Origin of the sequence: Photobacterium chitinilyticum, from assembly GCF_004104355.1 — a bacterium.
Lineage (GTDB): Bacteria > Pseudomonadota > Gammaproteobacteria > Enterobacterales > Vibrionaceae > Photobacterium > Photobacterium chitinilyticum.
Map to the genome: position 1 here is coordinate 486120 of NZ_RJLM01000001.1, position 25029 is coordinate 511148.

Sequence of the window (25029 nt, forward strand, 5' to 3'; positions counted from 1 at the left end):
TGTAATAAAAAGTGCAATAACTGGTGTGGAAGCACACAAGCTAGGAAGTGATTGGTCGCAGCAAAGCACCGGAGTGCGCTAGTAAAAGAAATATGCATATCAGCAGTAGCATACTTCTGGTATTCGACGATGTGCGATAGTGCTTTCATCTGTATAAGTCGTATCCATCATAATCCTGCTGAACTACTGCTGTGATTATCAGAAAAGGAGGTACTTACCATCCGTTATGAAAGCCAGCTAAATCCGTTGATGGGGCAGCAGCCTACCCGAGCTCGCTTTTCGTTACAATCGTCTGAACGGGAGGTAGGATCTCTTCAGACCAGTTCAAAATTTCAATTTTTGATTTATCGCATTATCAATATCCATAACATTTTGAATTGAAATGATTATTTAATCTTTATTAGTGTAAATACTCGGTTTTTCACAAAAGTATGATCTACGCCCCAATTTTGCAAATAAGTGTGATCTGCTATCAGAAAGAAAGGCTGGAGAGGTGCGGTGAACAAAAAAATGCTGCTATGCGTGACGTTGAGCTGCTGAGTCTATTCCAACGTGCATACTACATTGGACTTACCGCATCTGAGGCAGGTTTTTGCTCTGTTATTTTCAATCTAAAGCAGTCACAATAGGAGCGCTTTTTCTACGTTCCATTTTCCACTTTTTATTTGCCTGGTACTTATATTGTCATCATCTTCTGTTGTTCATCTCTGGTTTTGTCCTCTTGGAAATATTGATGATGTTCGGTCATCCGTTGACGCTTTAAAGCAATGTCTCTCTGATGACGAGCTAGAGAAAGTAGCTCGTTACCGTCAACCAGAAATGCGAGAGCAGGCGTTGTATGTACGTGGGTGTCTGAGGGTAATTTTGTCACAATTTGCCACGGTGTTACCCCATGAATGGCGCTTTGAATATGGTGAAAAGGGCAAGCCGCGGTTATGTGAAAAGCAGCGTAAATTTACTGGGCTGGAGTTTAACCTTAGCCATAGTGGCGACCACTTGCTGGTAGGGATCATCAAATCAGGAAAAGAGCCTATAGCCTTGGGGGTGGATATCGAACATGCCAGAGCGAGCCTGGATATTTACCCGATACTCAACAATTATTTTTCACCACAGGAAGCCGATACGTTACTGGCCTTACCGTCAGAGTGGCAAAGCCCACGCTTTTTTGACCTTTGGGTATTAAAAGAATCAGTTATCAAGGCGACAGGGCTTGGGCTGGCACAATCGCTGAAATCGTTTGAGTTTGATCTGTCCACCGTGAGAGCAGACAGACAGGAAAAACTGCCGTTAGTTGACTCTGGTGCGGTCGCTGGTCCTGATTGTTGCGGGGAGCTGGAACTGTATAGAGATATTGGTTTACGGCTTATTGATGATAGCGTTCATACAGAGGCATTATCGACGCAGTGGCAAATCTGTCTGGGAAGAGTCGACGAGCAGTACCGCTTTGCGGTGGCATTGTCGGATTCGGCAAAGCCATTGCAGCCGATGAAGGTATTGCAGATGCAGATAGAGGCGTGCTGGCTCAGTCCAAGCCAGCTACTAGCGTTACACTCAATCGGATGAAGGCTGGCCAGTATTAGCTTGGCATGATTAGCCAGACATTATTTATTAGTCGGCCATCATTGACAGTAGAATGTCTTCGGGAACAGGCTGTAATCGTTTTTCTTTATCCAAACAGACCATTTCGATGTCACCAACAACAGCGGCGCGGGTGGCTCCCGGACGCCAGACTTCTTGACGCCACAGGGTCTTGTATTTGCCGTCTAGGGTGAAAGTGGTGCGAATATCGCAAATTTCTGCAAACTCAACGCCATCCTGGAACGTCATGTTGGCTTTATAGACTGCAAATCCTAGCCCGTGCTCGTTCCAAAGCGCAGCCAGTTTATCGCTATCAATAACGTGTTCGCGTGCACGTTCGAAATATTTGAGAAAGTTAGGGTGGTATACTACTCCTGAATGGTCAGTATCTTCGTAGTAAATTTGTACCGGGTGGTGATATACCTTACTCATATCGTTCTCTGTCTCTTTATTTATCAGGTGGATCTATACTGTTCCTGCCTGCGCAAGAATAGATACCAAGATTGGCACTTTACAGCACGTTTGCCACTAACATAATATATTTTGCACTGGTCATATGAGCCTGCCTACCTCTCGTTATCTGGCAGTTTCTATTGAATCCTCTTTCTTTTCTTGCTCCAATGGCGCGCAAGTTAAGCATAAATAATGACGATCGGTGCCGTTTTGACCGAGATAGTGAGCAGTTACATAGTTGAATGAAATATTCCCGCGTTTTTATCAATAGTCTGGCTTACGAGCTAGCACCACAAGTGGTCTCAAGTTCTGAGTTAGAATCTCGTTTAGCTCCCTTATACCAGAAGTTTCGAATCCCGATGGGGCAACTTGCCGCATTAACCGGGATCGAAGAGCGCCGTTGGTGGCCCAAAGGACACGTATTGTCCGATGGCGCACTCGCAGCAGCCCGTAAAGCAATTGATGAAACGGGTGTCCGAGTCGAAGATCTAGGTGCTGTTGTTTATACCGGCGTATGCCGCGATCAACATGAACCTGCCACCGCTTGTCGAATTGCCTCTGAGCTAGGCGTATCGAGCAATACTGCCATTTACGATATCAGCAATGCCTGCCTTGGCGTGCTTTCTGGCATTTTAGATATTGCCAACCGTATCGAGCTGGGACAGATCAAAGCCGGTCTGGTTGTTTCCTGTGAGTCAGCCCGCCATATTGTCGATATTACCATTGACCAGATGTTGGCTGAGCCGACCATGCAGAACTTTGCCCAGTCGCTGGCAACCCTGACAGGCGGATCCGGAGCTGTCGCTGTATTGCTAACTGATGGTAGCCTTCTTCTACAAAATACGCGCCAGCATCAACTGCTGGGTGCGAGCCATTTATCAGCACCCGAGCACCATGACCTCTGCCAATGGGGCTTGCAGGAAGTTGGCCCGCAGCTGTTCCGCGAGTACATGCGTACCGATGGTGTAAGTTTGCTCAAGGAAGGTGTCCAGTTAGCGCGTGACACCTGGGCGCATTTTCTTGAGCAACGCAATTGGGTAGTCGACCAGGTTGATAAGGTTATTTGTCACCAAGTGGGGGCATCTAACCGGAAACAGGTGCTAAATGCATTGAATATCCCCGTTGGTAAAGAATTTCCAACCTATCGCCTGATGGGGAACATGGGCAGCGTTTCCCTGCCTGTTACTGCGGCGATGGCGCATGATCATGGCTTTTTGAAACCAGGCAACAATGTGAGCTTCCTCGGTATAGGAAGCGGGCTTAACTGCATGATGTTGGGCCTTAAGTGGTAGCAACCAGTAACTACCGAACAGTACAGAATAAGGATGGTCATGTTAGACACATTGTTTCCCTTTAAGCGCAATTATTTAGACCGGAATGGTCACAAGCTCCATTATCTTAATGAAGGGCAAGGTGAGCCAGTTGTGATGGTTCACGGTAATCCTAGCTGGTCGTTCTATTACCGTAATTTGGTAACGGCGTTAAGCGATAACCACCAGTGCATCGTGCCTGATCACATTGGCTGCGGTTTGTCTGATAAGCCGGATGATGATGGGTATGATTACACCCTGAACAATCGTATCGATGATCTTGAAGCCTTGCTGGACCATTTGAATGTAAGGGAAAATATCACGCTTGTTGTTCATGACTGGGGCGGGATGATCGGAATGGGCTATGCGGCCCGTTATCCGGATCGAATTAAGCGTTTGGTGGTTCTGAACACAGGCGCATTTCATTTGCCGGAGTCAAAACCTTTCCCCTGGGCATTGTGGATTTGCCGTAATACATTACTGGGCACGGGACTGGTACGTGGTTTCAATGCGTTTTCGTCTATCGCCTCATATGTTGGTGTAAAGCGTAAACCGATGAGCCCGGAAGTACGTAAAGCCTATGTCGCGCCGTTTAATTCGTGGGCGAACCGGATTTCCACTTTGCGCTTTGTCCAGGATATTCCGCTGCGGGAAGGTGACAGGAACTATCAGTTAGTCTCAGAGATCGCGGCAAGTTTACCGGCGTTTTCTAAGGTACCGACACTAATCTGCTGGGGGCTTAAAGACTTCGTCTTTGATAAGCATTTTCTGGCTGAGTGGCGCGAGCAGATGCCGCATGCAACCGTGCATGAGTTTGCCGATTGCGGTCACTATATTCTCGAAGATGCGAGCGATGAGGTTGTACCGCTCATCACTGATTTTTTGAACGGCGCGCAGTCAAATGAGATATGCCCCTAATGGATGTCGAGCATCAGGCTAATATATGCCGTCATCTGAAACGAGCGGCGAAGGAAACCCCTGAGTCGCTCGCGGTTGCAGTGCAAAAGAGACTGCTGACAGGCAAGTATCGTTATCAAGAACTAAGTTTTGGTGAGCTAGATGCAGACAGCGATCGTATTGCTCGGGCATTAGCCGGTTATGGCATTGCAAGGGGTATGAAAGCGGTGTTGATGGTAACCCCCAGCCTTGATTTCTTTGCCCTGACGTTTGCCCTGTTTAAAGCGGGTGTGATCCCAATCCTTGTTGACCCCGGTATGGGGATAAAGAACCTCAAACAGTGTTTTGCCGAGGCGGAGCCGGATGCATTTATCGGGATCCCGAAAGCACATATTGCGCGCTGCTTGTTCGGTTGGGGCAAACCGAGTGTCCGTCGTTTGTTGACAGTCGGTGGCAGTGAACTTTTTGCCAGAGCTTTGGGCGGTATTAGCTTGAAGGCGCTGCTGAAAGCTGGAGCCCAAACGCCGGCGGTCTATCGAGTTTCAAATGAAATGGCATTGCTCGGTAATGACGAGATGGCCGCGATACTGTTCACCAGCGGCAGCACCGGAACGCCCAAAGGCGTGGTGTATACCCATGCCATGTTCGAGGCGCAAATCAATGTGCTAAGAAACGATTATGGCATTGTTCTCGGTGAACGCGATCTTGCGACATTCCCGTTGTTTTCTCTATTCGGGCCGGCACTCGGTATGGCATCAATTGTGCCTGATATGGATGCCAGCAAACCGATCACCGCCAATCCAGCCAACCTTTTTGCCGCCATTGAGCAATACCAGTGCAGCAACATGTTTGTGAATCCGGCGCTTATTGAACGGCTAGGACAAGCCGGAGTAGCTCTTTCGCATACTTTGCCCAGTATTCGGCGGGTGATTTCTGCCGGTGCGCCGGCGACAATTTCATCCATTGCCCGTTTTAGCAAAATGCTGAATGACGGTGTCGAGGTACTGAACTCGTACGGTGCGACAGAATCATTACCATTGACGATGATTGGCAGCGAACAGTTGCTAAATACCACCGATGTTACCGACAGCGGTGGTGGCATTTGTGTCGGCAAACCTGTTGATGGCGTCGATGTGGCGATCATTGCGATCACCGAGGATTCGATTCCTGCATGGGACGAGGCGCTTCGGTTACCTGCAAATACGGTTGGGGAAATAGTCGTGAAGGGGCCGATGGTCAGCAGTGGTTATTATCGCCGAGCCAGCGCGACAGAGCATGCCAAGATCCTCGATAGTTATACTGGAACGAATGATGCTGGTGCGAGCGATACTAGTCCGAATAAACCGAGTGTTCGCCACCGCATGGGAGATTTAGGTTATCTCGATCTGCATGGCCAGTTGTGGATGTGTGGTCGCAAGGCTCACCGTGTCGAAGCCAATCGTGTTGATTCGAAGTACGACGAACATTCCTATTTCTCGATTCCGTGTGAGCGTATTTTCAATACCCACCCAAAAGTTAAACGTACTGCGTTAGTCAGTGTTGAAATCAAGGGCGAAACGGTTCCCTTATTGTGTGTGGAACTAGAGAAAGGGATTAAGTTGGAGCAGTCAGAACTGGCGATAAACAGTTTTTATGATGAACTAAAAGCTATTGGCGCGAAACATCGCCAGACTGCCGGTATTGTTGATTTCCTTATTCATCCCGATTTTCCTGTTGATATTCGCCACAACGCAAAGATTTTCAGAGAGAAACTTGCCGTCTGGGCGCAGCACAAAAAAGGCACTAGATAGTGAGTGATCAAACTACCTCCGTTAACGTGACAGACCATGATCTCCAGCCTGAAGAATCAAGGGCGCTGCAAGCATTGGCGCAGAAGGTCTGCCATGCCTTTGTAACAGGTGCCGGAGGCTTTCTGGGCAAAGCTATCTGCCGCTACCTGCGAGCCGCGGGGGTTGAAGTAACAGGGTTTGCACGTGGTAGCTATCCGGATCTTGAGCTGATGGGTGTCCGGATGGCGAAGGGAGATATTTGTGATAAATCGGCATTGCTGGCTGCGATGCAAGGGTGTGATGTGGTTTTTCATGTTGCATCAAAGGCGGGTGTCTGGGGAAAAAGAGATGATTACTTTTGCCCGAACGTTGATGGCGCGCGCAATATCATTGAGGCTTGTCAGGCGCTTGATATCGATAAATTGGTTTATACCAGTACACCCAGCGTGACGTTTGCGGGAACAGATGAAGCGGGCATTGACGAGTCGGCCCCCTATGCCGACAGCTACCTCAATTATTATGCCGAATCAAAAGCTATCGCCGAACAATTGATACTCAAGGCAAACCACAGCACGTTGAGTACCGTTGCACTGCGTCCCCATCTGATCTGGGGACCCGGTGATCCCCACCTTGTGCCGCGGGTGATTGATCGTGCTCAGGCGGGTAGGTTGAAGCTGGTCGGCAATGAAGATAAATTGGTCGATACAATTTATGTTGATAATGCCGCCTACGCCCATATCCTTGCTGCCGTTAGTCTGTCCGATGATGAAAAAACGTGTGCCGGGAAGGCTTATTTCCTCAGCAATGACGAACCTATTACTATGGCGGCGATGCTGAATAAAATCTTGGCCTGCGCCGACTTACCCGAAGTCGAAAAACGTGTGCCGGCCGGTGTGGCTTACTGTGTCGGAACACTGTTGGAGTGGGTATATGGTGTGTTAGGCAAAACTGAAGAACCCATCATGACCCGATTCGTGGCACGGCAGCTGTCAACCAGCCATTATTTTGATATCACAGCGGCCAAGCGAGATCTTGGTTATACGCCGCTGGTTAGTATTGATGGCGGAATGGATAAACTAAAAGACTCGCTCGTTAATAAGTTATAGCCTCAAGCTACATAGTCCCAAATATATTGTCCTGAAGCGTTATCGTATACAGACCAATCCCATGGGTCTGGTACATGTTGATTGGCCCTTCGATAGGGTTCTTTCTTGCATCTCCAAGTGGCAAATACGGAGTCGCTTGGTTTCCGCAATAATCATAGTTTTCCCTAATAGTTGCTGGTCAGGTTACTGGGCCGCTTCCTTGTTGGTTCTTGCTGCCAGTTTGTTGGCCAGCGAGTGCAGTTCCGGCAGCATCCGTTGGATCAGATGAAGTTGCTGTAACACCATACGGACCGACGTACAGTCTTCATCTCGCCACTGGGCAAGTCGCTGTTCGAGTTCGGTATCCGTACTTGGGGCCTGGCTACAGTGGTTACCGTCTAGTTGTTCTGCCAGACACTCCAGGTGTGCGTGGATCTGGCGGTGCGCCTTCGCAACCAGATGATGAGTGTGCTCGTCATCAAGTTGGGTTCGGTGGGCGCCCAAGGCCGAAATATAGCTCAGCATTGCGTGGTTGAGAGTCAGAAAACGGAAGCTTTCGTCTGTGGCCATCCGGTAACGTCCGGGTTCGGCCAACATATTGCTGATCGCGGTACTAAGCTGGGCATCGGTATTGTGGGCATCGCGACGGGCTATGCGGTAGTTCAGGCTGTCCTTTTTGCCGATCCGGTATTGGCCGATGATTTGACCAAGGTAGTCGCGGTTGGTGGTAATAGCAGAGGCCATCACCTTGTGCAGTCTGTTTGCCTGCCAGTCAGGAAGAATAAAGCTAACAGCCAATACAGCTAGCAAGCAGCCGAGTAACGTATCGCCTAGGCGCGGCAGGATAACAGCGTAGCCTTCGCCAAGCTGGTTGAAGCAGAATAAGACCAATAGGGTGATAAAGGCGGTTGCCAACCCGTAGCGAACCGTGCGAAAGGCAAAGAACAATACTCCGGCCAGCACCATTAGTACCAGCTGGCCTTCTTGGCCCGGAAACAGATACAGCAGTGGGATCCCTGCCAGCAGGCCGCCAAGCGTACCCAGTACCCGTTGTACCAGCTTCTGTCGGGTGGCACTGTAGTTTGGTTGGCAGACGAACAAAGTGGTCAGCAGGATCCAGTAGCCACGTTCAAGTTCCAGAGCCTGAATACAGCCGTAGCCAACGGTCAAGGCTATCGCCATTCGTAATGCGTGGCGGAAGAGCATTGAGTCCGGTTTAAGCTGGCTGGTGATCCGCTGCCAGCGTGCTTTCATATTGCGCGCTTCGTTGTCGGCCAGTTCGATATCGCTGCCTGTTTGGGCAACGTCGGGGTTGCTGACATTTGAAAGTTGGCGTTCTACCGTCGCGAGGTTATTGAACAGGTATTCGAGCTGGATCAAGAATGTTCGCCATTGCGGATTGTGCTGGCTTTTCAGGTACAGCAGCGACTCCTGCAACTCATCGAGGGCCCTGACGCTGTCAGCTCCGTGTCGATACGGTTTTCCCAACGCCAGAGCGTGCGAAATCTCGCGACAGGCACTGGCCTGGTTGGTGAGTAACCGCTGAAAACGGAACAAAACATCACTGCGCTGAAAAGCGGTGGATAAATCTTGATAGCGGTAGTGCGATGAGCTCGCTCGCTCATGGATATCCTGAGCCAGAAAGTAAATCTTAAGAAATTTGTCACCAGTTTCATTCGGCTGCCCTCGGCGCGCACGATGAAGCAAGGTGGCTTTGGCACCATTAAGTGCCGCAACGACCCGGGCGTTTTGTCCGGCAGCTTCCAGCCGAAGCGGTTGTGGGACCATGTTGGTCACCGGCTCGAATAGTTTGCTCTTGCTGTCGAGGTAATGGGCAAACTCGTTAAACACAGCGGCCAGGCTTTGTTGTACCGGCTGATTAGGCCAGAGAACTTGCCATGTCAGGGAGAGCAAGCCATACCAAGATGCCCCAGCCAGCAACAGCATCGGTTGATACCAGAGGTTGGCACTGTTGTCGGCTCCGAGCATGGTATAGACCGCCAACAGAAGCGATGCAAAAGCGATGCTGGCATAGCGTGCTCCCATTGCGCCCAGCATAATAAAACCAAAGGTTGAGCAGAACAGGCCGACGGCGAACAAGAGCGGGTAATCAAACAGAATCTCTATCGAAAACGATGCAATGAGAAAACAGGCCAATGTCATTACCAAGGCTTTGATTCGCCCGGTCAAATTATCGTCGGTTTCTGCAAGGGCAGCAGCAATGATGCCCAATACCAGCGGTGTGACTTCGGTAGTGGCGTCCAAATACCAGCAGGGGAGTGCGATCCCAACTAGCGCGATAAGAACTCGAATACTGTAGTTAATTCTGTCATTCGCCCAATAGCGGCGTAAAGCAAGTTTTAAGCGGCTGGTTTGCATGTCGGCTCAGTTAGTTAGATGATGTGCTAAAGATATCAAGTTCATATCGTTAAGGGTATAAAGCCCCAATAAAAATAGTGACTAACGTATTTATTAGCAGAAATTTTACTCAAATGACTGTTCTGGCGCTATGGCCTAACGGGAGTTCTTGCTACTCTTTACCTGTTTTTTGAAAAGCTTTTGGTGGCAGCATGCGTTTAACAGCCAGTTGGCTAGCACAGTGGTTGGTTCAGGGTGATTATTGCAGTATTGAATTGGGTGAGAATAGCCTGATTTTGGATAGTCAGACTGAATCAGAAGAAATCCCATTTGATGATTGGGATGGCGCGATTGCTGTACATCGTGGGGTGATCTGGGGATCATTGGAAATCACCTCTGCCGATCAGGCGTATTGCTGGACAGTACACGGGTTGCCGTGGGATCAATGCAAGCAGTTTGCCGCTATCCTTTTGGATGCTTACCGCAACTGGGCCCAAGGCCGGGTTGAGAAGCTTGATGATGTGTTGCCCGATATGCTTCACCGCATCGATGCGTTTATTGGAAAAGCAACGTATTTGCGTCAGTCTGAACATCATAATCTTAATCAGTTCCTCCAGCATTCATTGGCGGAGACGGGGCTCTCCCATGAACTTGCCACTTCGTTTCGTCCAATGGCATTTGAGAAAGTTACCCCCTGGCTGGAAGACAACGTCGACTGGGTTGAACAGACCAATAAACAATGGTTGCATCAGGAAGCGGAAAAGTGGTCTTCCTGGTTTGATAAATTCGAGTCATCCCCTCTAAATGAGTCACAGCGGGAAGCTGTGTTAATCAATCAGGACCATAATTTGGTGTTGGCGGGAGCCGGTACCGGTAAAACCAGTGTGCTGGTTGCACGGGCTGGCTATCTGGTTGCTAATCAGGTTGCCCAACCAGAAGAGATCCTGATGCTGGCTTTTGGTCGTAAAGCGGCGGACGAAATGGGCGAACGGCTGGGCCAGAAAGTGAACAACAACATCAAGGTTGCGACTTTTCATAGTTTAGGCACCCAGATTATTAAGTCGGTAGAAGGTGAGCAGCCGAATGTTTCACCTCTGGCGCTGGACGAAAGGGCCAGAGTTAATTGGATTGCTCAAATGCTGACAGAACAATGGCAGACAGCTGCTTCTGCAAAACGTTGGCAAAAACACCTGACCCAGTGGCGAATCCCCGGGTTCAAATCAGACAACTCGATGGAGAAGCAGGCTAAAAGCGAGCAGCTGGCTGCTTGGATCTGGCGTCATATCGAGCTTATCGGTCAGCGTGGTGCAAACAAGTCAGAGCTAAGTCAATGTATTGAAGCTAACGAAGGTAATACCTCGAAGCAAAGGATGAAGAGCGAGCTGGCTCTATTATGGCCATGTTATCGGGCATACCAGCAGCACCTGAAAACCAGTAAGCAGATTGACTTTAACACCATGATCCAAAAAGCGGTGGAGTATGTGGCGGAAGGGAAATTTGTCCCTCAGTGGCGTTTTATTATGGTGGATGAATACCAAGATATCTCGCCAAACCGACTGGCGTTGATAGAAGCGTTGTGTCAATCGGTGCAGGGTGAGCAGACCCGTCCGACTCTATTTGCAGTTGGCGATGACTGGCAGGCGATTTACCGTTTTGCCGGCGCGGATGTTAACTTGACGACAGGTTTCGAAAAGCGCTTTGGGTCGAGCCACATTACTGAACTTGGAACAACGTATCGTTTTAACAGCATGATCGGTGAAGTTGCCAACACGTTTATTCAGCAAAATCCTCAGCAGCTGAAAAAGGACCTAACGAGTTTCAAGAAGCAAAAACGCAAGGCGGTGACGCTGTTGTGCCAGGATTTGCTGGAGCAGGAGCTGGTACAGCTGGCGTCGCAAAATAGTAATCCTACATCGGTGTTGTTGCTTGGGCGCAATAACAACCAACGCCCGGAAAAACTGAAAGAGTGGCAGAAACAGTGGCCGCAGCTAGCACTGAATTTTATGACCTGCCATGCCAGCAAAGGCCGAGAAGCCGATTATGTGTTCATGCTTGATGTTAACAAAGGTGTTTTCCCGGCTCCCGATCGTGAAACAGGTTTGGCCGGTTGCTTGCAGGCCAGAAATGAACCTTTTACTGATGCTGAAGAACGTCGCTTGTTCTATGTTGCGCTTACGCGAGCAAAGAAGCATGTCTGGGTATGCGCGGATCCGGATAAAACGTCATCGTTTATCAATGAGCTCATTGATGAAAAGTACCCGGTAATGAACAAAATTAAACGGATGAAGGCAGCAAAGAGCTAGCGGTTTCGACTAAGTAATGGCGTGGATTGAGCAGAGGTAAAATCAGGGCTGGTCGAGCGTGACGACAAGCTTGCCACTGTGTTGTTGCTGTTTCAGTATTTTTAGTCCTTCAGCGAGTTCTTCGAATGGCAGGATCTGATCGATCATCGGATCCAGCTTCCCTTCGGCAATCATGTTACTAAGCGTGTTACCGATATCAGCCAGATGATGAATATGCTCCAGCGTACCGTGGGCATAAGTGCCATGCAGTGCGACCTCGTGCAGGCTAATCGCCTTGGTTGTGGCCAGTAGGGGAACCTGGTTAAATTGATCGGCGATCATCACAATTTCACCGTTGTAGCGAATGAGGGCACTCATGATGCTGCCCGATTTTGCCGAAACACAGTCTATAACCGCATGGACGAGTTGATCTTCCGTTAATTCAATCAACCGCATCGCTATATTGTCAGTGCGAGGATCAAGCACGGCATCGACGCCATATCCAAGCAACCGATGATGATGCCGCTTTTCGGCAATGGCATAAACGGTTGCTCCGGCGAGTTTTGCCAGCTGCACGGCAAATCCTCCAACACCTCCGCCAGCCCCTGTAATCGCAATTCTTTGTCCGGGCCGGACATCCAGTTTATCGTGGACAGCCAGCCAGGCGGTATAGCCAGCGCAGGGCAGGGCCGCTGCCTGCTCAAAGCTGACCTGTTCAGGAATGCGGCTTAGGGCGTGTGCCTTGACCGTGGCGTAGTTGGCAAAACCTCCGGCCTGTCGGGGATCGGCAAAACAGACCACCCGATCACCGGGCTGAAAGTGTGTGACATCTTTACCGACAACAGCGATGGTGCCGGCAATATCCAGCCCGATAATTTGCGGGTACTCCCATGTTGCATAGCCCCAATTCGTAAGCTTATAGTCGATTGGATTAAGTCCGGCCGCCATTACTTGGATACAGACTTCATTAGCGGCAGGTGCCGGCTTCGCTGCGCGGGAAAGTATCAGGCAGTCGAGTCCTTCCGGTTGGCTTAGTTTCCATGCTTTCATGTATCACCACTTGCATCTTTTATAGTTATGTTTTTTATAAACATAGGTCAGATTTAGCTACTTGGATGATAAGGAGTGAGAATATGTCGGTTAAGTCGAGATCCAGGTTAATAAAATAAAAAAAGCCTTCTCTGTAGAGAAGGCTTTGAAATGCTTTTGGACCAAACAGTCACCGTTTAGTCTAGGCGTTCAGACAGATAGGCCTTATAGTCTGGAATTTCAATCTCAACTTCTTCGACGAGTTTTGGCGATGAAATCATGAAATTTGCACTGGCACGGTTTGTTGCAACCGGGATGTTCCAGACAGCAGAAATACGCAGTAGTGCCTTTACATCCGGATCGTGAGGAACGGCATTGAGTGGATCCCAGAAGAAAATCATCATGTCGATTTTCCCTTCGGAGATTAGCGCGCCAAGCTGCTGATCACCGCCCATTGGACCACTGAGCAAACAATTTACTTCAAGGCCGGTTTCGCGGGAGAGCAAATGACCAGTTGTGCCTGTTGCGTATAAAGTATGATTCTTTAACTTGTCCTTGTGCTCTACTACCCAACGCAGAAGATGCGTTTTACAGTTATCATGTGCTACAAGTGCAATGTGCTTGTTGGCTTGCATTTTGCGGGTCGTTATGTGCATCCAGGACTCCACTTTGATGGTGAGAATATTACCGATTCAAAAACTATTAACATTAATATCAAAGCCCACCAGAGAAGTACAACCGAAAGAGTTGAAATCAAAGGTGGGTAACATTAATCGGCCTATTGGGTATAGTTAGGTTCCGTTTAGGTACAATAATATGTCACAAAATCATAGTGATGCGATGGCCTATAGTATATTAACGCTGGACCTTGTGGTCCAAGACACTAAAGGCTGGTCGAAACTCTGCTGGTGATAAAGAATCGGTTATCACTTCTTTAGGCAGGTGCGTTGGAGTTAGCCATTCAATTTTCGGTGACAGGTCTCGTTCGATGGGTTTGTGCTCAAGGTGACGTACAGCCTGATCGAGCGATAGCATTGCCTGTTGGGCCATTTTATCAGTGGGGGCGAATAATATTTTCCCTCGGCGTAATCCTCGATAGACACCATGACTGAGATAGGTCGATACAATATTGATCTCGCTCGACTTGCCGTTGGCTCGCAATTCACTGATTGCGACTTCTGCGGCAACTGCGCCACCGACGATATAATCGAAGTGTTGTCCGCTGGCAAATAGCCGCTGGATTAGGTTGCGTTGCAGTTCTTTGCTGTTATCGGCCCACAAGGTTGTAATGATATTGATATCACTGTCTTTGACCGCATCCAGAAACCCTTGGGTTACTGGTTTAGTTCCGCCTCGCTTTGAAGGACCCGGCAACCAGGCAATATTAACGATGCCGCTTCCTCGAGGATGGCGCTTGGCAAGAAATTCACCTGCAGACTGGCCCATTTCGTACCAATCTACCCCGACTTTTGCGGTGATATTTTTCCGGATATCGGGATCGGTGAGATCAATATCGTTGATAGTGGCAAACACCGGGATCTCTCCTGTCAGCCGAGACAGGATGCCTTGATAGGCGGTACTGTCCACGGTTCCGAGAATAATGGCATCGGCCCCCCATTGTTGACAGTCCATGATCTGCGTTTGCTGTTTTTCAAGGTTCGGGTAACCGCCAGCCTCTAATACTTTGAGTTCTATCCCGAGTTTTTTTGCATGTTCAACCATGCCGTAGTTGACGGAAAGCCAATAGGAATCTTTTAGATGCGGGTACACACTACAAACCTTCCAGGACTTTGAAGACGTTTCTAACGGTTGATAATCAATCGTGCGTGACTGTTTATTGCCGGCAAAAGGAGGCTTATGGGCAATTATTTCCACGCCATAAGCCGAGTGGAAAGAAAAAAAGAGTAATAGGAAAGAAAAAATACGTATTTTATTCATGATTAATAGCATCTATACCGTCATCGCTGGCAAAATAGTAATGCTTTATTATGTGTGGTTAAACCTAATTCTTTCTATTGTGGTTCTTCTGTATGACATTCACTCCAAGCGGCATCGGTCGAAAATTACTTATTGCCTTCTCTGTGATGGCCGGGCTGATGATAATTGCTGCGGTTATCGGCGTGGCTGGTTTCTCTTTGGTCGCCAAAACCGAACGAACGGTTATTAATTCTGCGGTACCGGCATTGGCCGAGGCACGTGAGCTTTCTGACTTGAGTACCCGGATTATATTTACTGCGCAAGTATTGGCTAAGTCGACCAATGAACGAGAGCGGGAACGTCAGGGAAAAGCGCTGACTATTCATATAGAAGGATTGAAACATAGCTTGCGCGAGCTGGAGCAGTATTCTTTCGAGTCTACCTTGGTGGGTAAGCTGGAAGGTGATGTGAAAAGGATTGTCGATAACCTCGCTATGTTGGGTTTGCTTGTCGGACGAAAAATCGATTTACAGGCTCAGGTAAATTCACTGACCAAAGAAATGGCTAGCGCCACGATGCAGATAGACTCGCTGTCTCAGTCACAGGTTTCTAATGCCAATACAATTGCTGTAGCGAATGTCTCCCGTATTTATGACCTTGTTGATGCTGGTGATACTCCGGCGGTTTTTAAGGCGCTGGATAGTTTGGTCGAGGTAGATATGGATCTCACCGAGCGTTTGTTTGAACTGCGATTTTTATCTTTGCAGGTGATCAACATGCTTGATGACTCCAACCGGGTAGACAGCATTACCGTGTTGTCAGCAATCAAGGATCGCTACAACAACGCGGTTTCGGTGATGCATCACCGAGTGAAGTCAGTGGAGGATCCTAGCCGGTCGGTACAGCTATTGGCGCTAACTCAAACCTTAAATCGCGGTGGATTGCTATTTGGCACCCAAGAACAACTGCTGTATGCCAAGAAAGATGTTGAAAGAATGGAACAGCAGAATTTGGTTATGTTTCAACAGCTTAATCAGACAGTGGGGGATATTATCACAGCCGCTAACGAGGGTACCCAAAAGGCAGTGACCGAAGTTGATAAGACCCTGACTGTCGCAAGAAACAGTCTGGTCGGGATTTCTGCCGTTGGCGTGTTGGCTTTGATACTGATTATGTGGCGCTATGTATACGCCAGGGTGATTAGTCGGATCAATGAATACAGCCATGCGTTGATGTCGTTGGCTCGAGGCGATTTGGAGATCCGCCTGACCATTCAGGGTGATGATGAACTGGCGCAGATGGGAAGGGCCATTATGGTTGCAAGGGACACTGCCTATGAACGCCACCGTCTGGCACAGGTTGAGTCAAAAATTCGCTCTGAGTTGCAACAACATAAAACCAGCCTTGAACGTTTGGTTGCTCAGCGAACCAGTGAGCTGGAAAAAGCCAACTGTAAATTGAACAAAGAAGTAGTGAACCATGCCGAGGCTCGTGCCGAGGCAGAGAAAGCCAATCGGGCAAAATCGGCATTCCTGGCGACAATGAGCCATGAAATTCGCACCCCGATGAACGGAGTGTTGGGCACGGCCTCCTTACTTGCTGATACCGGGCTGACGGACAAGCAGGCGAGATACCTTAATGTAATTAACCGTAGTGGCGAATCCTTGCTGGATATCCTTAATGACGTGCTGGATTACTCGAAGATTGAAGCTGGGCACCTTGATATTCGCCTGAATGATTTTTCATTGTCCGAGTTGGTTTCGGATGTCTATGACATGCTGGAAAGCCGTGCTCTGGCCAAGCGAATTCAGCTAGTGAGCTATATTGAGCCCGAGACGAACGATTACTGGATAAGTGACGCGACCCGGGTAAGGCAAGTATTGGTCAATTTAGTCAGCAATGCGATCAAGTTTACCGATGAAGGGCTGGTGCGTATTCATGTGCGGCAAGACCCGACGTTTGCCGATGAGCTTTTATTCGAAGTAGAAGATACCGGTATTGGTATAGCCAAAGATGATCAGCAAAGCATGTTTGATGCCTTTCAGCAATCACTTGAAGGACGTCAGACTGTTGGTGGTACCGGACTCGGCCTGGCCATTAGTAAACGGATTATTGAAGCTATGGATGGTCAGATTGGTGTTCGTTCGACCCCGAATGTGGGCAGTTGTTTCTGGTTTACTCTCAAGCTGCAGCCGGGCGAGCGCTCCCATGTTGTGGATAACAAGTCACAGGGCGTATCTTCGGCGCATATATTGCTGGTGGAGGATAATCCAGTGAACAGCTTGGTAGCAGAAGGCTTCCTGCATCGTCTTGGTCATAGCGTGGTGGTTGCTGAAGATGGCAAACAAGCTGAGCAAGCTTATGCAGAGCAGAAGTTTGATATTGCCTTATTAGATATTAATCTGCCTGATACGGATGGTGTGACTTTGCTTCACCGACTACGCCGGATTGAGGAAGCTCGCCATCGAGAGGCCTGGTTTGAGCCAACGCCGATGGTGGCTTTTTCTGCTCATGTGTTCCGTGAAGAGGTAGAGACTTACTTGGCTTCAGGCTTTGCTGGTTTCTTGCCAAAACCATTGATTGAAAAGCAATTGACAGAGACTCTAGGCAGTATTCTATCGGGAGATAAGCGTGTTGTGATAGAAGATGTACTTAATCAGGAGCCCCAAGGTATGGGGCAAGAGAAGGAGCAAGCTGAAGTGGATAAAGAACAGGTGTGGCCGTTATTGGACGAAAATGTATTGGGCAGTGATCTTCAGGTATTGGGTGAAGCTCAGGTTAACAAGCTTATCAGTCTGTTCAGTGAATCTTCGTCTGAGACTCTCGATAAGTTGTTGGCTGCAATCGATACTGGCAATTTACAGCAAGTGTCGAATTTTGCGCATACCCTGAAAGGGGCTGCAGGTACGATGGGGCTAACAAGGCTTCACAAAGCGTGTCTAGCGTTCGAGAAATCAGCCAAAGAGGGAGACATCGGTGGCCTTGATGCCGCAGAGCTCCCGGTTGTTTTTGAAGACTCCAAGCAGGCTTTGGTTACTGCTTTCTCCCTAAGTAATAAGTAAAGCGATAGCAAGCAAGTTCATTACAGAGGGTGTAAAAATCGGTGCTCGGTTGTTGATCTAGCTGCCGAGCAATGTACTAAGCCGAAATTAAGTAGTCTTTGAAAGTCACTTTAGTCCCTTTCCTTATATCACTCTTGTGATCCTGTGAGCAAAATCCCCAAATTTGTGTAAGAAACTTTGTGTCAAGACATAGTTGCTTTTGTATGACCATTTAGAGGTATTGATGTTACGGTGCCAAGGTAGATAATTCCGTGCCACGTTGTAAGTCACTATTGAAATTGAAAATAGGGAATAAGTACTAAAACGTACTGCTAGGAAATAAAAATGCATCTATCTGACATCTCTTTTAAGCGCAAGATTATTATCTTGCTCACTTTGCCGATACTTGGTTTTCTTTGGTTAAGCATATCTTCAATTTCTAAAAGTATTTCAACTACTAACGAAATGTCTTCGCTGAATCAACTTACCCGACTGTCTGTCGTATATAGTGAATTGGTACATGAACTGCAAAAAGAACGAGGTATGACGGCTGGCTATCTTGGTTCCAAAGGGAATAAATTCGGTAATGAACTCAGCGTGCAACGAAAAGCTGCGGATAGTAAACGCAATCAGCGTACTAATTATTGGCAATCGGCTCAGATTGATATTAGTGAAATTAGACAACTCAACGATTCAATCAACCAACACTTGAGCAAGATTGGCTCGATTCGTAGCCAAGTTGATTCTCAATCTATCGCGCTTTCAGACGCTTTAGCCTACTACACTCAGCTAAACAACAAATTGTTAAGTGTTTCTGGCCTTATTGCAGATATCAGCGCCGACTCGACCATTAGCAAAGAAACTATTGCTTATTACAATTTCTTGCAGGGTAAAGAGCGCGCAGGTATCGAGCGTGCCGTTCTAAATAATACCTTTTCGAAGAATGAGTTTGGAGAAGGTATGCTGATTAAATTTATTGCACTAGTGACCGAGCAAGATACCTACTTTACAAATTTCAATGTGCTAACGAATGACATCAATAAGCAGTTTTATGCACAACAGTTAAATCATGACTCTATCAATGAAGTTAATAAGTTACGTGATCTTGCAAAGACGAGATTAAGTCAATTTGATATCGACCCTGTCTATTGGTTTACTCAAGCAACGGCCCGTATTGGCCAGTTGAAAAAGATTGAAAATGAAATTGCATCTTCACTTCTTGTGCTGACTGAAAAAAAATCCCAAGCAGCGCAAACGTCGATGATTATCAATATTATTATTTTTTCGTTGATCATTGTGGTTGCTGCAGTGATTAGCTTATTTACCATCAAAGATCTCTCTGCGAGGGTGAAAGACTTAACCTTTGTTATGGCGTCTGTGAGAGAAAACAATGATTTAACGGTACGTGCAACTCACTTAGACAAGAGCGAACTGGGGGTGATTTCAGCCTCGTTAAACTCGACATTAGAGCAGTTCTCCCATGTCATTGATAACCTATCTAACTCAAGCATGGCGCTTGCCTCCGCAGCGGAAGAAACATCGCAGACATGCCAGTACAACTCCACATCGATGGTCGAGCAGCAAGATCAAATTGGCTTGATAGCAACAGCCATTGAAGAACTTTCTACCACAATAAATGAGGTCGCCAACAAAACTCAGCAAACGGCTGAATCTGCAAAGCTTGCAGACAGTCAAGCACATAGTGGACTAGGAACAGTTCAAAATTCTTACCAATCCATTGAAAGCCTAGCTGCTGAAATTGATGGTTTGGCAGAAAAAGTCACCCGTCTGCACGAGAGTAGTAATAATATCAATAACGTGATTGATGTAATTAAATCAGTTGCTGATCAAACTAATCTACTTGCTCTTAATGCAGCGATCGAAGCCGCCCGTGCTGGCGAACAAGGACGGGGTTTTGCCGTTGTTGCTGACGAAGTAAGAACGCTTGCGCAGCGGACACAAGAATCAACATCTGAAATAGAAGGCTTTATTACTTCACTACAATCCGATGTCGAAGCAGCATTTAGCGTTATTGATAATAGTCAGAAGAAAGCATCTGTGGCCGTTCGAGATTCAAGGAATGTCGAGCAGATTCTTGAGGGTATTTCTAAATCAGTTAGCAAAATCTTTAGTATGATGGAGCAAGTTGCTACAGCGACTGAAGAGCAAGCTGTTGTTACTCAGGACATTGCCAAAAATGTCATGATTGTTGAGGGAAAGTCGACAGAATCGACGACTGGGGCCACTCAAATTGCTTCAACGGCAAAAGAACAATCTGAGTTAGCAACATCACTCAAAAATCTAGCAAATACTTTCAAAATATAGTGTCTTAACAGTGTTTGGATTAATTGAAATTACGGTTAAGACTGTCACCTATCACTAGATACTTTTCATGAACAAAGCCACCTCTATTGCTAAGAGGTGGCTCTGATATTTTGAGTCATCATTTAAATTAGTTTTGGATTATCCGGTTTCTTTTTTGAATTTCATCTGAGATTATATTGCAACCAAGCAGAAAAATTCCTTTGTAAATACCAGATCCCTGGTTTTATGAATAGTCATTTGGCCTTATAGTTGATGTTCAAATGTATAGGTTTACTAAGATCTAATGTAAAACTACGTAATAAACCCCTTAAAAACTGTAACCAACACCTAAGTAAAAACTATCAATATCAAATTCTGAATAGTTTCCAGACGGAACAATAACTTTGTAGTTAAAATCCAAAAATATAGGTGTGTAAGGTAAGCTTACCTGAAGTCCAAGACCATAGTTGAACCACAAATCGTCATCTCTTATTGAGTATTGACCTTCAGAACCTCCTGATACCCAAATTTCACCATCAAAATAAGTAACACCAACAGTCGGATATAACTTTAACCAGTTTGCATTTTCAAATCTGTATATTGGTCCAACAGAAAAATCCGACATATCTAAGGAAGCATCTAGTGTTCTACCTTCATAGTAGTAAACGCCATCATCTGATGAGGTCTGAATGCCGAAGATTACACCTAAATTATTGCCAGGTTGAATGAACGCATAATTTATACCAAAGCCAGAAGGGGCTTGGTCTATACCTTCTAATTCATAAGTAGCTTTGGCATCAACGATACCAGCAGACAAGAAACCGCTATAACTATTTCCAGCATTAACAGAAAAAGAGGCAAGAGCAGAAGTCAGTGTTATTAAAGTTGATATTTTACTTATATTCATATTTTATTTATACCTTAAAATCCCTATGATTAATCAATGTACATCTGAAAAGTTACTGATTGAGTTTCTGTATTAAACTGAACCCTAGTCACTGCAGTATCTTTAAATATATCTGTTTTAATTAATGTTTTATCACATTTGGTAAAACTAATAATATCCAGACATGTGAGATATCTAGTGTGGCTTTATCTCTTGTATGCAATAGGATAAACGCAAATACTCGACAACTATGAGATTTATCAATATGCATTTACGAGCACATTATGGCTGTTAATGACATCTTGAATGTTGGAGCAATAGTTATCAAATAAATTATTAATAATTTATTATAAATTATCTGTAATTCAACACTTTAACTGGATTGGTTGGTTGTTCGTAATTTATGAACTGTTATAGATAAGTATTGAGAAAATTGATCTTCCTCACAGAAGGACTGTTTGTTTATTATTTGGGGGGATATGTTCTTTTAATTGTATTTTTTTTGATTATGATTTTATTTCTTCAGAATATGGGTAGATTTTAATGCAGATAGAAATAACAAACCAATTGCGTATAAATATGGAAACATCGAGTGTTATTTATGTTGATTTTCAGGGTGGAGAGAGAACTATTCGATTAACTCAACCTGAAGCTAATATTCTAATATTCTTGACCGAACGTAGAGGGGATATAATAAGTAAAGATCAACTTATCGATACTGGATGGAGTGGTAAGATAACAGGTGGAAATTCACTTAATGTGGCGATATATAATTTGCGGCGGTATCTGTCAGTTGATAATCAAGTTCAATTGGAGAATGTTCCTAAAAAAGGATATAGATTAAATGTGATTGAAAATCTCACGGTGGCAATTTATGAAGATAAGGAATATAAGGAAGATAAGAATACTGAAAAAGATAAGGATGAGCATCATAAGATTATTACTGAGTCAGTACCTATTAATTCAATAGCCATCAGAATAAAGATTGTCACTTTGATTTTATGTAACTTGATTTTATTGAAGTTTGTCTTGACTACATTTTTAAATCTAGTTTGGGTTGAATGTAAATCTAGTGCTGATTCTGTTGATGAGGTTTGTTTCTCGAAAAATTACGCAGAAAATAAAGAGTTGATAGAAGTTCCACAGGGTTTTTCTGCTATATCTAATAATTTTTATAGTAATACTAATGAGTAGTGATTCAAAATGTTCTTATATCGAGTTTTAAAAAAAATCACACTAGCAAGTTGTTTGTTGATAACTTTTCTTGTTCTTGTTTCTTATGTAAATGCGCTCGGTTGTCAATTTACTGTCAAGCATCTATCACCTCAGACTGACACAAATATTGAAATATACTCTACATGTAATTCTGGTATTGTAACAACAAGGATTACAAATAAAATTAAGCCTTCGGATGTAGTATTTGAAATGAAAACTTATATGTTCACTCTGTATGGTCATCAAGTGGCATATGTCGATAGTTGGAATAAAGAGGATGTAGAGAAAACACTGTTCTCACCGTTTTACATTACTTTTAATAATAGTATTTTTCTACATTCATCGGTTAACCGTTTTAATAAAGAATGGATTGGGGTTCATATGGATAATCCTATCAACTTATCTTATCTAGGCAAGATTGAAGGCTATCTTAGCTTACAAGATAGGTTTAACCTCGCCGATGAGTAGGTTTTATTTATGATGGCTTACAAGCTAATCATTAGAAAGCTTTCCTTTGGGCTGTTGACTTGACAGCCGCACAACATAACCAGCTAGATTGGGCTGGCGTGTTGTGCGGATATGGTTCAAAGATAGAATTGGAGCTTGCTTCTCCTACGTACTTGTTTGATTGCCCAGAGCAACAGGTAAGCTTGCCATTCAATTGCAGGCTGTTCTATTTATTTCATTGAATGTTGGATAATCAATATAACCATGTGCATTACCACCAAACAAAGTAGCGCCATCAAGGTCTGCGAGTTCGTAGTCGTTCACCAAGCGTGAAACTAAGTCTGGGTTCGACACGAATGGACGACCGAAGGCGACTAGATCAGCGTAACCTTTGCTTAGCACTTCATCTGCGCGTTCTTGCGTGTAGCTACCTGCGACAATGATTGTATTCGTAAAAATTTCTCGCAACTCAATGCGGAAACTTTCAGGGATCACTGGAGCATCATCCCAATCAGCTTCGGATAAGTGCATGTAAGCGATATCACGAGCTTGCAGTTGTTTCGATGCCTCAAGGATTGTTGGAACGATATTCGGGCAATCCATATCTTTAAATGTGATGAATGGAGCAAGACGAACACCTACCTTATCTGCACCGATTGTTTCAATCACGGCATCAACAACTTCAAGAAGGAAGCGGATACGGTTCTCACGAGTGCCGCCATAGTTATCAGTACGCTTGTTCGAGTTTGTACGAAGGAACTGATCAATAAGGTAGCCATTACCACCATGGATCTCAACGCCATTAAAGCCCGCTTTTACTGCGCGTTTTGCCGAGTAAGCAAAGTCTTTAATAACACGATCGATATCAGTCTGAGTCATCTCACGAGGTTGAACACAATCGACCATGTTGCCGTTACCTTTGTTATCCGAAATCCAAACCTTAGTCTCAACGGGAGCTAAAGCAGAAGGCGCGATAGGTAGTTCACCCTGCTGGAATGTTGGGTGGGAAACACGACCGACATGCCATAACTGGCAGAACATAGCAGCGCCTTGGTCTTGTGCTGCTTTAGTAACAGGTTGCCAACCTTTTACTTGCTCGTCAGTGTAAACACCTGGGGTGAATGAGTAACCTTGAGAGTCATCTGAAATCTGAGTCGCCTCAGAGATGATTAAACCGGCAGTAGCACGTTGCCTGTAGTACGTAGCCATCATTTCATTTGGGACGTTGCCTGGTTGACTTGTGCGAGCGCGAGTCATTGGCGCCATTACTATTCGGTTTTGTAAATCCAAGTTTTTTAGGTTTGTTTTCTGGAATAATTTGCTCATGATATTCATCTTATTTTAGTCGTTGAACATTAGTTTTTTGCTTACTGACGCCATCCATTCATTAACGGATAGATCCCAGTTAATGATTGCCATTATATTTGTTCGTTTTATTTTGATAATTGAGTAAAATATGAATTCACTATTCGGTTTAGGTGAATAGTGGGAGGGTTAAGTGGATAAATTTTCTGATATGGCAATGTTCGTGAGCATTGTGAAGCACCAGGGGCTGGCAGCTGCGGGGCGAGATCTCAGTCTATCTCCTGCAACGGTGACAGCAAGACTCCAGGCGCTTGAAGAAAGGTATGGTGTAAAGCTTTTAAATCGGAGCACAAGGCATGTGTCGCTGACAGAGTCTGGTGAGCTTTATTACAAAGCCTGTATTGAGATATTGGATAATGTAAGTGAGGTAGAGAATCTTATCCAGAATGGGGTGAGAGAGGTTAAAGGCTCGTTAAAAGTAGTCGCGCCAAAGGATATTGGTAAACAATATATTCTCCCTATTTTGAATGAGTTCTCTGAACTGTACCCAGATGTCGTGCCATATCTATATTTGAACGATCAAATCTCCAACATTGCTGAATCTGGGATGGACATTGTGGTTAGGTATGGAGAGCTTGCTGATAGTAGTTTGATATCAAGGCGGTTGGCACCAAGCCGACGGGTGCTATGTGCATCGCCTGAGTACCTGGCAAAGCATGGAACGCCATCAACACCACAGGATTTGGTCAATCATAGCTGTCTGGTTATGCTTCGAAGTAATGAAGAGCTAAAGACATGGCATTTTCAGGAACGAGACAAGAAGAAATCAATAACCGTTGTACCTCGGCGATTTTCAGATGATGGTGAGGTTATTAGGCGCTGGGCAGTCGAGGGGGCAGGGATAGCGCTGAAATCAGTTCTAGACGTGCAAGCTGACATTACTAACCTACGTCTTGTCACCGTGCTCAACAGATACATGAAGAACTTTAATACATCGATGTCGGTTTCAAGTGCTGACTTGAATGTTGTATATATTAGCAAGAAGTATCAGCCCAAACGAATTCGGCTCTTTTTGGATTTTCTTTTTGAAAGATTTAACGATTTAGTCGAAGAGTCAGAAAAAAGCCGGATGTAGGCTTTCTTTATGTGCATG

General features: G+C 45.8%; 17 protein-coding genes. 10 read left to right on the forward strand and 7 right to left on the reverse strand.

The window, feature by feature from the left end:
- The first annotated feature begins 681 nt into the window (after nucleotides 1-681).
- Nucleotides 682-1563, forward strand: coding sequence for a 4'-phosphopantetheinyl transferase family protein (locus EDI28_RS02105; protein ID WP_199287356.1), 882 nt, complete (start codon nucleotides 682-684; stop codon nucleotides 1561-1563).
- A 45-nt stretch (nucleotides 1564-1608) separates the two neighbouring features.
- Here the strand turns inward: EDI28_RS02105 and EDI28_RS02110 are convergent, their stop codons facing one another.
- On the reverse strand, nucleotides 1609-2010 hold the full coding sequence (locus tag EDI28_RS02110; protein WP_128782182.1) for a thioesterase family protein: 402 nt from the start codon (nucleotides 2008-2010) through the stop codon (nucleotides 1609-1611).
- Nucleotides 2011-2273: 263 nt separating this feature from the next.
- Here EDI28_RS02110 and EDI28_RS02115 point away from each other — a divergent pair, with 263 nt between their 5' ends.
- The 4 genes from EDI28_RS02115 to oleD are packed head-to-tail and all read left to right on the forward strand — an operon-like array spanning nucleotide 2274 to nucleotide 7113.
- Nucleotides 2274-3323 (forward strand): 3-oxoacyl-ACP synthase III, encoded by a 1050-nt coding sequence (locus EDI28_RS02115; protein ID WP_128782183.1) that lies wholly within the window; start codon nucleotides 2274-2276, stop codon nucleotides 3321-3323.
- Nucleotides 3324-3362: 39 nt separating this feature from the next.
- Nucleotides 3363-4259, forward strand: a complete 897-nt coding sequence (locus EDI28_RS02120; RefSeq protein ID WP_128782184.1) for an alpha/beta fold hydrolase — start codon at nucleotides 3363-3365, stop codon at nucleotides 4257-4259.
- Entirely contained in the window at nucleotides 4259-6028 is a 1770-nt protein-coding gene (gene oleC / locus EDI28_RS02125; protein WP_233353248.1) for an olefin beta-lactone synthetase, read from the forward strand. Before EDI28_RS02120 ends, oleC begins: the two co-directional genes overlap by 1 nt.
- Nucleotides 6028-7113 carry a 2-alkyl-3-oxoalkanoate reductase gene (gene oleD / locus EDI28_RS02130; protein WP_233353249.1) on the forward strand — a complete coding sequence of 362 codons (1086 nt, stop codon included), beginning with the start codon at nucleotides 6028-6030 and terminating at the stop codon, nucleotides 7111-7113. The genes oleC and oleD overlap by 1 nt, the downstream gene beginning before the upstream one ends.
- 183 nt (nucleotides 7114-7296) lie before the next feature.
- Here oleD and yccS read toward each other — a convergent pair whose 3' ends face one another.
- Nucleotides 7297-9471 (reverse strand): YccS family putative transporter, encoded by a 2175-nt coding sequence (gene yccS / locus EDI28_RS02135; RefSeq protein WP_128782186.1) that lies wholly within the window; start codon nucleotides 9469-9471, stop codon nucleotides 7297-7299.
- Nucleotides 9472-9662: 191 nt separating this feature from the next.
- Here yccS and helD point away from each other — a divergent pair, with 191 nt between their 5' ends.
- Nucleotides 9663-11753 carry a DNA helicase IV gene (gene helD, locus EDI28_RS02140; RefSeq protein ID WP_128782187.1) on the forward strand — a complete coding sequence of 697 codons (2091 nt, stop codon included), beginning with the start codon at nucleotides 9663-9665 and terminating at the stop codon, nucleotides 11751-11753.
- Between the two features lie 42 nt (nucleotides 11754-11795).
- On the opposite strand, the gene EDI28_RS02145 is transcribed toward helD, so the two are convergent.
- From EDI28_RS02145 to torT, 3 genes are all read right to left on the reverse strand, one after another.
- Entirely contained in the window at nucleotides 11796-12782 is a 987-nt protein-coding gene (locus tag EDI28_RS02145) for an alcohol dehydrogenase catalytic domain-containing protein (protein WP_128782188.1), read from the reverse strand.
- A gap of 176 nt (nucleotides 12783-12958) precedes the next feature.
- Nucleotides 12959-13417: a methylglyoxal synthase gene (locus EDI28_RS02150; protein ID WP_128782189.1), complete on the reverse strand. Its 459-nt coding sequence runs from the start codon at nucleotides 13415-13417 to the stop codon at nucleotides 12959-12961.
- Between the two features lie 199 nt (nucleotides 13418-13616).
- Entirely contained in the window at nucleotides 13617-14699 is a 1083-nt protein-coding gene (gene torT, locus EDI28_RS02155) for a TMAO reductase system periplasmic protein TorT (protein WP_233353250.1), read from the reverse strand.
- A gap of 92 nt (nucleotides 14700-14791) precedes the next feature.
- Here torT and torS point away from each other — a divergent pair, with 92 nt between their 5' ends.
- Both torS and EDI28_RS02165 read left to right on the forward strand, forming a co-directional pair.
- Complete coding sequence (gene torS, locus EDI28_RS02160) at nucleotides 14792-17740, forward strand: TMAO reductase system sensor histidine kinase/response regulator TorS (RefSeq protein WP_128782191.1); 2949 nt, start codon at nucleotides 14792-14794, stop codon at nucleotides 17738-17740.
- A gap of 324 nt (nucleotides 17741-18064) precedes the next feature.
- Complete coding sequence (locus EDI28_RS02165) at nucleotides 18065-20044, forward strand: methyl-accepting chemotaxis protein (protein ID WP_128782192.1); 1980 nt, start codon at nucleotides 18065-18067, stop codon at nucleotides 20042-20044.
- A 307-nt stretch (nucleotides 20045-20351) separates the two neighbouring features.
- Here the strand turns inward: EDI28_RS02165 and EDI28_RS02170 are convergent, their stop codons facing one another.
- Nucleotides 20352-20930: an outer membrane beta-barrel protein gene (locus EDI28_RS02170; RefSeq protein WP_128782193.1), complete on the reverse strand. Its 579-nt coding sequence runs from the start codon at nucleotides 20928-20930 to the stop codon at nucleotides 20352-20354.
- Nucleotides 20931-21452: 522 nt separating this feature from the next.
- Between EDI28_RS02170 and EDI28_RS02175 the strand changes: the two genes are divergently transcribed.
- The gene (locus EDI28_RS02175) at nucleotides 21453-22103 is read left to right on the forward strand and encodes a winged helix-turn-helix domain-containing protein (RefSeq protein WP_128782194.1); all 651 of its coding nucleotides are present in this window, start codon (nucleotides 21453-21455) and stop codon (nucleotides 22101-22103) included.
- Nucleotides 22104-22781: 678 nt separating this feature from the next.
- Here the strand turns inward: EDI28_RS02175 and EDI28_RS02180 are convergent.
- Nucleotides 22782-23897, reverse strand: a complete 1116-nt coding sequence (locus EDI28_RS02180; protein WP_128782195.1) for an alkene reductase — start codon at nucleotides 23895-23897, stop codon at nucleotides 22782-22784.
- Nucleotides 23898-24069: 172 nt separating this feature from the next.
- Here EDI28_RS02180 and EDI28_RS02185 point away from each other — a divergent pair, with 172 nt between their 5' ends.
- The gene (locus tag EDI28_RS02185; protein ID WP_128782196.1) at nucleotides 24070-25011 is read left to right on the forward strand and encodes a LysR family transcriptional regulator; all 942 of its coding nucleotides are present in this window, start codon (nucleotides 24070-24072) and stop codon (nucleotides 25009-25011) included.
- Nucleotides 25012-25029 lie beyond the last annotated feature (18 nt).